At 72.3% G+C, this 9,222-nt stretch carries 8 protein-coding genes; all 8 read right to left on the bottom strand.

Going from position 1 to position 9,222, the window contains the following annotated elements; genetic code table 11:
• Positions 1-1,833 (bottom strand): condensation domain-containing protein (locus tag ACZ38L_RS33840; protein ID WP_465700763.1); only part of this gene is annotated, 1,833 nt, incomplete at its 3' end.
• Positions 1,834-1,945: 112 nt separating this feature from the next.
• Positions 1,946-3,769, bottom strand: coding sequence for a non-ribosomal peptide synthetase (locus ACZ38L_RS33835; RefSeq protein ID WP_465700759.1), 1,824 nt, complete (start codon positions 3,767-3,769; stop codon positions 1,946-1,948).
• Between the two features lie 80 nt (positions 3,770-3,849).
• Complete coding sequence (gene sbnA, locus ACZ38L_RS33830; RefSeq protein WP_465700756.1) at positions 3,850-4,851, bottom strand: 2,3-diaminopropionate biosynthesis protein SbnA; 1,002 nt, start codon at positions 4,849-4,851, stop codon at positions 3,850-3,852.
• Positions 4,852-4,894: 43 nt separating this feature from the next.
• Positions 4,895-5,923 (bottom strand): 2,3-diaminopropionate biosynthesis protein SbnB, encoded by a 1,029-nt coding sequence (gene sbnB, locus ACZ38L_RS33825; protein WP_465700752.1) that lies wholly within the window; start codon positions 5,921-5,923, stop codon positions 4,895-4,897.
• A gap of 302 nt (positions 5,924-6,225) precedes the next feature.
• Positions 6,226-6,510 (bottom strand): helix-turn-helix domain-containing protein, encoded by a 285-nt coding sequence (locus tag ACZ38L_RS33820; RefSeq protein WP_465700750.1) that lies wholly within the window; start codon positions 6,508-6,510, stop codon positions 6,226-6,228.
• A 93-nt stretch (positions 6,511-6,603) separates the two neighbouring features.
• The gene (locus ACZ38L_RS33815) at positions 6,604-6,837 is read right to left on the bottom strand and encodes a hypothetical protein (RefSeq protein ID WP_465700748.1); all 234 of its coding nucleotides are present in this window, start codon (positions 6,835-6,837) and stop codon (positions 6,604-6,606) included.
• 298 nt (positions 6,838-7,135) lie between these two features.
• The gene (locus ACZ38L_RS33810; protein WP_465700744.1) at positions 7,136-7,663 is read right to left on the bottom strand and encodes a hypothetical protein; all 528 of its coding nucleotides are present in this window, start codon (positions 7,661-7,663) and stop codon (positions 7,136-7,138) included.
• Between the two features lie 276 nt (positions 7,664-7,939).
• On the bottom strand, positions 7,940-8,980 hold the full coding sequence (locus ACZ38L_RS33805; RefSeq protein ID WP_465700741.1) for a response regulator transcription factor: 1,041 nt from the start codon (positions 8,978-8,980) through the stop codon (positions 7,940-7,942).
• Positions 8,981-9,222 lie beyond the last annotated feature (242 nt).

Genomic DNA, 9,222 nt, shown 5'->3' with positions numbered 1-9,222 from the left:
GGCGCCAGAGAGAAAAAAAAGGGAGGCGGGACCCTCGGGCGCCCCCCCCACCATCGAGTCGCTCCCCTCGTCCCCGCCCCTGGCCCCCCCCCCCCCCCCCCCCCCCCCCGGGACCCGGGCCACGTCGGCGAAGGCGGGCAGGCCGTCGGTGTCCGCGTCGACCAGTACCGTGCGGATGCCGACCGTGCCCATCATCCGGCGCAGCCGGTCCTCCGGCAGGTCCGGGTCGAGCACGGCGCAGACCGCACCGGCCGACCAGGTGCCGAAGAGCGCGCCGATCTGGGCGGCGGACCTGCGCATGGCCACGCCGACGACGTCCCCGGGCATCACCCCGGCGGCCGCGAGGGCCGCACCGACCAGATCCGCCTGGCGGACCAGGTGGTGGTAGCTCAGGACGTCCTCACCGTGCACCACGGCCGGCCGGTCGGGGTGCCGCGCGGCGCGCTCGCGTACCGCCTCGGGCAGGGTGACGGCGCTTCCCCCCGCCAGGGCGGGTCCGGTCTCCCACGGTCGCAGCAGCGCCGCCTGCCGCCCGTCGTCGAGTGGCAACTCACCCACGGCACGGTCCGGTTCGGCACACAGACCCGCCAGCAGCACGACGACGGCGTCGGCCAGGCCACGGACGGTCTCCCGGTCGTACAGCTCGGTGCGGTACTCCAGGAAGCTCGGCACGTCGGGGGCGGTGTTGAGGTGGAACGTGAAGTCCGACTTGGCCGTCCCCGGGTGCAGCGGCAGGCGGCTCACGCTGACGCCGGACAGGCGCAACTCGCCCGGATCGTAGTGCAGTTCCAGGGCCACCTGGAAGAGCTGCGAGTGCCCGGCGCCGGGCCGTCCCAGCGCCGACACGATCTGGTCGAACTCGACCGAGGAGTGGGTCATCGCGTCGAGCACCGTCACCTGGGCCTGCCGCACCAGCTCGGCCGCCGGGCCGGCCTCCTCGACCCGCAACCGCAACGGGACCGTCTTCATGAAGTAGCCGACCAGGTCCTCCGCCTCGGCCTCGGAGCGCATGTTGACCGTGCTGCCGATCACGATGTCCTCGGTCCGGGCGAGCTTGGCCAGCACGGCGGACACCGCCGCGGTCACCACGGCGAACGGCGAGCTGCGCAGGGCTGCGGCGGTGGCCCGGACCCGCTCGAACCAGCCGTCGTCCAGCGGCAGTTGGTGCCGCTCTCCGAGCTGGTCGGGATAGCCGGACAGCGGACGGTCGGTCGGGATCGTCAGCCGCTCCGGCAGATCGGCCAGCTGGTCGCGCCAGTACGCCAGGTCGGAGAGCGCCACCGGGCCGTCGGGGGGAACCTCCAGGGAGCGCTGGGCCCGCACCGGATCGCCCTGCGCGACGGGCGGTGCGGTGCCCGCGTACAGGGCGCCCAACTCGTCGAGCAGCACCCGGAAGCTGTCGCCGTCGGACACCAGGTGGTGCAGGACCAGGACGAGCAGCCACTCCTCGTCGGCGCAGCGGATCAGGCACGCCCGGGCCAGCGGCCCGGTGCCCAGGTCGAAGGTGCGGCGTACCGCGTCCTGCGCGGCCCGTTCGCCGAGCCGGCGCGCCTGCGGGCGGCCGCGCAGGTCCAGCTCCTCGAGGGGGAACGGGCCGGTGGGCAGGGTCGTCCCGTAGGGCAGGCCGTCGCGCTCCAGCACGGCCGAGCGCAGCGCCGGATGACGCCGGTACAGCTCGTCCAGCGCTCCGACCAGGGCCGCGCGGTCCAGCGGCCCCTCCAGGCGGAACGACTCGGCCTCGTTGTACACCGGCAGGTCCGGGGCCATCGCGCAGGCGAGCCACATCGGGCGCTGGATCGCGGGCAGCGTGGAGAGCGCCTGGTCCGTTTCCATGGTCGATCACCTCTCAGGGGGCGAGCGGCAGCGTGTGCCGGCCGCCCGTGCTTTCGCGCGGGGTGGTGCCCGTCGCGGTGCGGGCGGTGGTGGGTGCTGGGACGACCGGCCGCTACCGGCTCGCGGCCGGTGCCGCCTCGGCCGCGACGGCGGCTCTCACCAGTGCGGCCTGTTCGGCGAGGGTGGGTGACTGCATCATCCGGGCCGCGTTCACCCTGACCCCGAAGCGCGCCCGGATGCCCTTGACCATCCGCATGACCTGGAGCGAATGACCGCCCAGCGCGAAGAAGTTCGCCTCCGGGCCGGACGGTGGCACGCCCAGGACGTGCTGCCAGACGTCGGCCAGCGCCCCCATGGTCGCGTCCTCCCAGTCGACCGCCCCGGACGGACCGTGCACGGCGCCGGACACGGCCGTCCCCGGGGCGGGCAGTGCGCGTCGGTCGATCTTGCCGCTGGGCGTGCGCGGCCAGACGTCGACCCGGACGAAGACACCGGGCACCATGTGGCGCGGCAGCCGGACCGCCGCGTGGGCACGCAGCCGCGGCTCGTCGAAGGGGTGGTCCCGGTCCGGGCGCACGTACCCGACGAGACCTTGCTCCGTACCGTCCAGCCGGGGCACCACCACGGCGCCCGCCACGGAAGGGTGTTCCTGCAACCAGTTCTCGATCTCGCCGAGTTCCACCCGGTGGCCCCGGATCTTCACCTGGTGGTCGGCCCGTCCCAGCAGTTCGAGCGCGCCGTCGGCGCGCATCCGCCCGAGGTCGCCGGTGCGGTACAGCCGGTCCCCGGCCGACCCGAAGGGGTCGGCGACGAAGGACTCGTCGGTGAGCTCGGGCCTGCCGTGGTAGCCGCGCGTCACACCGCCGCCCCCGATCCACACCTCACCGCGTTCGCCCACCGCGACCGCGCGCATCCGCTCGTCCAGGACGCGGACCGTGGTGTCCGGCAAGGGGCGGCCGACCGGGACGGCGTGCCGGTCGGCCGGGGTGACGTGGTGAGCGGTGGACCAGACCGTGGTTTCGGTGGGGCCGTAGATGTTCCACACCGAGCCGCACCGCGCGACCAACTCCGCTGCCAGCGAGGGCGCGAGCGTCTCTCCGCCGCACAACGCCACCCGGAGGCCACCGGTCCACCCGGCGTCGAGGAGCAGCCGCCAGGTCAGCGGGGTGGCCTGGAGGACCGTCGCGCCGCTGCCGGCCAGCAGGTCGCGCAGCGCCTCGCCGTCGAGCACCTGCTGCTCGGTGGCGACCTCCACGGTGGAGCCGTGGACCAGCGGCAGGAACAACTCGACGAGGACGGGGTCGAAGGAGGCGGAGGTCACCGAGAGCCAGACGTCCCCCGGCTCGGGCCGCACCACCGCGCCCATCGCGAGGACGCCCTTGACCAGGCAGCGGTGGTCCACGGCCACACCTTTGGGGCGCCCGGTGGAGCCCGAGGTGTACATGATGTAGGCGAGGCCGTCGGTCGTCGCGGCGGGCGTCGGCCGACCGTCCCGGGGCGGGCCGGCGACCGCGCTCCGGGCCGGCGGTTCCGGCTGGTCCAGCGTCAGCACATCGGCGGTGCCGGCTCGATCGGCGAGCCGGGCCACGGTGAGCGTGGTCGCGGCACCCGAGTCGTGCAGCATGTGCTCCTGCCGCTCGCGTGGGTAGGCGGGGTCGACGGGGACGAACGCGGCTCCCGAACCGAGCACGGCCAGCAGCGCGACCGGCAGCTCCACGGACCGGTCGACCATCACGGCGACCACCTGCCCCGGGCCGACGCCGCGCTCCGCGAGCCGGGCCGCCGCCCGGCCGCCGGCCTCGACCAGTTCCCGATAGCTCAGCGACCGGGCACCGCAGCGCACCGCCACCCGGTCGGGGGTGCGGTTCGCCTGTTCGGCGACCAGCTCGTGGAGCCCGCGCCGCGGCCACGGCGGCGTCGAGATCGCATCAGACATCCCGGATTCTCGGCTTTCTGGTAGGTGGGACGTGGAACCCGTACGGCACGGGGCCGGCGCGTGCAGGGGACCTCCGGCGGTCAGCCGGGCACGCCGGACACGGCGAGGCGGTCGGCCCGCGTCGGCTCCTCCAGCGCGGCCGGGCCGTAGCTCTCCCGCACCCAACCGGGCTGGTACACCGAATCGAGGTAGCGCTCGCCGAGGTCCGGGGAGACGGCGACCGCGGTGGTCCCGGCGCCCGGCCGGTGCTCGGCAAGCCAGCGCGTCGCACCGCTGACCACGGTCCCGGTGGAACCGCCGAACAGGTAGCCGTGGCCGGCCAGCCGGTGGCAGGTGCGCAGGGTCTCCGGCTCGGGAACGAGCACGACATCGTCCACCAGGGACTCGTCCAGCATCAGCGGCCGAACCCCCGCGCCCAGCCCCGGGATCAACCGCGGTCCCGGCTGTCCGCCGAAGGAGACCGAGCCGACCGAGTCAACGGCGACGACGGTGACCTCCGGTCGCGTCTCGCGGAAGTAGCGGGCGCAGCCCATCAGCGTGCCGGTGGTTCCGGCTCCCACGAAGAGCACGTCCAGGTCCGGGAACCGCTCTGCCACGGCCGGCGCGGTCTGCCGGTAGTGCGCCATCCAGTTGCTGGGGTTGGCGTACTGGTTCAGCCAGACGTAGCGACTGTCGGCGGCGCACAACTCCCTCACGTGGGCCAGCCGCGCACCGAGGAAACCGCCGTCGGCGCTGGGTTCCACGACGGTGTGCACCTGGCCGCCGAACGCTTCCATCAACTGCCGGGTCGTCAGGTTGCACCGGGTGTCGGTCACGCACAGGAACCGGTAGCCGCGGCTGGCCGCGATCATGCTGAGTGCCACGCCGAGATTGCCCGAGGAGGACTCCACGAGGATGGAGTCGGGCGACAGCAGGCCGTCGCGCTCGGCCGCGTCCACGATCGCGGTCGCGGCCTTCAGTTTGATGGACCCGGCGAAGTTGAAGCCCTCGCACTTCAGGTACAGCGGAACCGCGAGGACGGTGCCCAGATCCACGTAGAGATCATCGACGTTGAAGTCCTCGGGGCGAGAGACGATCGGCACGGAAAACCTCCATTCGAAACGGCAGGGCGGGTTCGAACGGCGGCTATCCGTAGCGGCGCAGCTCCGAGTGGAAATCGTCGATGACGGTCAGCCGGCCGGCGCGCCGGACCTCGTCGTGGACGTGCTTGCCGACCGCGAGGTCCAGCACACCGAGGCCGAACGGGGAGAAGATGACCGGGCGGTCCGTGGGGATCTCCACGGTGCCGCACATCACGTCGTACAGCGTTCCCGTCACGAACTCACGGTGGCCCACCCGCTGTTCGGCGAGGTGTGGCGAGGTGTCCGCCTTCAGGCAGTGCTCGACGTCGTCCAGGATGTTCGTGGAGCCCAGCACGATCTCCGGGGCCAGATCGCGCAGGGACACGTGCAGCACCAGGGGATTGTGCGCGAACCAGTCCGTCTCCGTGACGTGCGGCACCGCGGCGACGGTCGCGAACACCACCAGGTCCGAGGACCGGATCAGTTCCTCCGCACTGCGGTGGACGGTGATCCGGCCGCCGCCGGCGGATCCCTCGAGATAGCCGCGGAAACCCTCGGAGTGCTCGGCGGAGAGGTCGTGCACCCCGACTTCCTCGAACGACCAGCCGGTGCCGACCAGGTGGGTGTGGATGTAGCGGGCGATCAAGCCGCTGCCCACGAAGCCCACCCGGGTGGGGCGGCCCCGGTCACGGCTCAGCCAGTCCGCGGCGAGTGCCGCCGAAGCCGCGGTCCGGACCGCGCTGATGACCGAACTCTCCAGGCAGGCCATGGGATATCCGGTCTCGTGGTCGTTGAGGATGAGCACCGCCGAGGCCCGCGGGATCCCCTCCTTCACGTTCTCCGGAAAGCTGGAGATCCACTTCAGCCCGTCCACGGCGGACTCCCCGCCGAGGGAGGCCGGCAGGGCGATGATCCGGGATGTCGGGCGGTCGGGGAACCGCAGGAAGTACGAGGGCGGATTGACCGTGTCACCGGAGCCGTGCGACCGGTAGGTGGACTCGACCAACTCGGCGATCTTCTTCTCCTGTCCGGCCAGGACTTCCCGCACCTGGGCGCCGGAAATCACGCCGAACGAAGGGACCGCAACGGGCATGGAAAACTCTCCGATTGGGGTGGTTCTGCTTGGACGGGGCTACGAATGAGCGAAGCGCCGGAAAGGGTCCGCGCACCGTCTGCTCGCGCCGCGTACGGCGGATGCGAGGTGTCGGCCGCCCGTACCGGCGCGCTGTCGCGCCGGACACGGGCGTGGACGTGGACGTGGTGACCCGCCACCACGTCGGTGAACGCATGCGCGTGGTTCCGTTCCTGGAGGAGCTCCGCTCCTCGCTCGGGACGGGTCCCTCCAAGCGCAGCCGGTCGAGCGGGTGGTGTTCCCGGCGAGAACGGCGGGGTCCGCTACCTGGACGACCCGACGAGGTCGGTCTCCACTCGTCGGGTCGTCCACTCGGCGCCGAGGAGCCTGGTGCTGTCGTCGAGGGCGATCGCCAGGCGCAGGAGATGGGCGCGGTTCCTGACCCCCGTCTTCCCACGGATGCGGCGCAGGTAGGTGTCCACGGTGTGGGGGCTGATCTGCATGCGCCGCGCGATGGACTGGTAGGTGTACCCCTCGGCGAGCAGGCCGAGGACTTGCCGTTCGCGGTCGCTGAGTGAATCGCCGCAGGCGATGGTCTCACTGTCCACGGTGTGCCGTCCCTCCCGCGAGGACCCGGTGGTACCAGCGTGTCTTCCCGACTCGTCCAGGGCTGTCACGGCGAGTGCCGGGGCACCCGCTGATCAGCGGCCTCCCCAGCCACTGTCACCGGTGCCGTCCGGGACGACGAGGTGCGGGGCCTGACCGGCGTCGACCGTGGCGTGCTGGACGACGGAGCTGTGGCCGCCCCAACCGGTGTCGGTGGGCGGCAGCGCCCGCGACGTCGTGGGGGCGGGCGCCGCGATCGCGGAGACGGCGACGGCGAAGGCGGCGGCGGTCAGGGCGAGTGCGGTGGCGGCGATGCGCGGGCGGTTCATGTGGCGAACTCCTCGGAGAACGTGGATCTGCTCCGGCAGTCCCGGTCCGGGACTGCCTCCTGACCAACAGCATGACCAACACGGGCCCCGTGGGCCACACGAGGTCCCACTCACCAAGCTGCACCACATCAAGGCGAGGAGGGGACAAAAGCACCACGAACCCCAGATACTCCGTCAAATGCCCGGTTGATCTGGTTCGTTGAGCCGATGTTGTGGACGTGGAACGCCGGGTGGGGGAGTGGTCGTCACGCGCCGGACCGTGAGTGGACGTCAGCAGCCGTGGATCGATGAGCCCTCGTCAGGGCTGCGCTGCCCCGCGGACCGACAGGACCAACAGCACGCAGGGCGCGTGCGCCTCGCTCAGCGTGGTCGTGAAGCCCGCCGGCGCGTAGAACGCGGAGCCGACTCTCAGCCGGAGACCGAGCGGTCGGCCGGCGGACGGTGGGACGGGGTGATCCCGTGGCGGCTCGACGTGCGCGTGGCAGCCGCCACGGACGGGGAGTAACAGGAGGTCGGCCTCCCCCGGGAGCGAGCCGCCGCTCCTGCCCGGTGGCACCGACCGGAAGGCGGCGTCCACCCCGGCCCCCAGCCAGGCGCCCAACCCCGAGGTCAACTCGGTGGTGTTCGCGTCGCGTTGCAAGCGGGCGGCGAGAACGTCGGCCGCGGTCGGCGAGCAGGTGGTCCTCGGTCCGGGGGGAGCGAGCCTGCCCAGCACCGCCTCGCCGCCCCGGGGCCACACCAGCGCGGGGCTGGTGCCCCGGGACACCGACAGGCACAGGGCGATGTCCCGCAGGAACGTCTCGATGCCGTGGCCGGCTGACTCCATGTCCGACTCCCCCTCCGCTCTCCGCCTTCTTCCTCCGGTGCGGGAAGCGGACGCGTCAGTCGTGAGCCCGGGGAACCCAGACCGACGTTCCGCTTCCCGCACCGGAAAAGGAGAGCGGACGCGACCAGTGCCTCACCCGACGCGGGAGCGGGCATGACGACCGCTCACGGGTCGGGCTGTTCGGTCTCCCGCGCACCATCCTTCCGGGCCCCGCGCCCGGTACGGTAGCAACGGGATCCCGGTACCGGGCGGAGAGCTCCGCCGAGGAGGTGCCGGTCAGGTGCTGATGTCGGACGTCTCCTGGAGGTGGTCCGGAGCGAGCAGGCCACGGGAGGCGGCGAGCACCCCGGCCTGGAAGCGGCTCTGGGCTCCGAGCACGGCCATGATGTCGGCGATGTGCTTCCTGGCGGTCCTCAGTGACATGCCGAGCCGGCGGGCTATCGTCTCGTCCTTCACGCCCGCCGCCAGCAGTCGCATGATGGTCCGGTCGATGTCCTTGGCGACCGCCTCCAGGCCGTCCGCGGCCGCCTCGGAGAAGGGCTGCGCCTGGGTCCACGTCTGCTCGAAGATCGAGCACAGGTACTCGATGATCGACGGCTCGCGGATGACGACGGCGCCCCAGGTCGCGGAGTGCTCCGGGATGAACGCGACCTGCCGGTCGTAGACGATGAGCCGGCCGAACAGTTCGTGAGCGGTGCGGTATTCGGCGCCCAGCGTCGACAGCGCGGCGACGTACGCCTGGCTGGGTCCGTTGAAACGGGCGGTGTGGTGGTAGAGCGTGCGCATCCGCACCCCGCGCGACAACATCGCCCGGTCCCGGGTGAGAGCCTCTTCGAGCACCTCCGGGACCCGGTTGCCTCCCGGCTGACTGGCCAGCATCTCCTCCCTGCAGTCCGCCGAGGCGCGCGTCAGCGCCACCCGGACCTCCTCCTTGCGGGGGATCACCTCGATCTCGGACGTTCGGCGCAGCCCCTCCAGGTAGTGGCTCCGCAGGCTGCCGAACCGCTCGCGGATCTGCTGCAGCCGCGCCTGCTGCTGGTGGATCGAGCTCTCCAGGGACGCGGTCCTCATCGACGCCACCAGATCGGGATCGACCGTGCGCAGCCGGTCGGGATCATCCGCATCCGACCGGAGTAGTCCCATCCTGGTGAGCGAGTGCAGGGCCGTGGCGACCGCCTCGGGCGTCAGTCCCAACTCCCTTGCACCGTGCTGGAGATCGATCTGCTCGTGCTGTGCCGCCCATCTGTAGACGGCCATCTCTTCACTGCTCGGCTCGATGCGGTGGCCGAGCGGCACACCGTCGTTGGCCAGTGGCATGTTCTGTCCTTACCTGGTCGCGCGCGGGCCGCACGGCACCTCGTGCGGCTCCCCTGCCGAGAACATCATCTGCCCTGGTCATGCGGCAAGTTGGTACTCGCGGAGGCGTCGCCGTGTTGGTCACAGTCTCGTAATGCCGTGGGGGGGGGGGGGGGGGGGGGGGGGGGGGGGGGGGGGGGGGGGGGGGGGGGGGGAGGGGAGGAGGGGGGGGGGGGGGGGGGGGGGGGGGGGGGGGGAGTGGG

Source organism: Kitasatospora sp. NPDC024654 (assembly GCF_055559155.1).
Note: the sequence above shows the minus strand (reverse complement) of the source record. Positions and strands in the feature narration are given on the sequence as shown.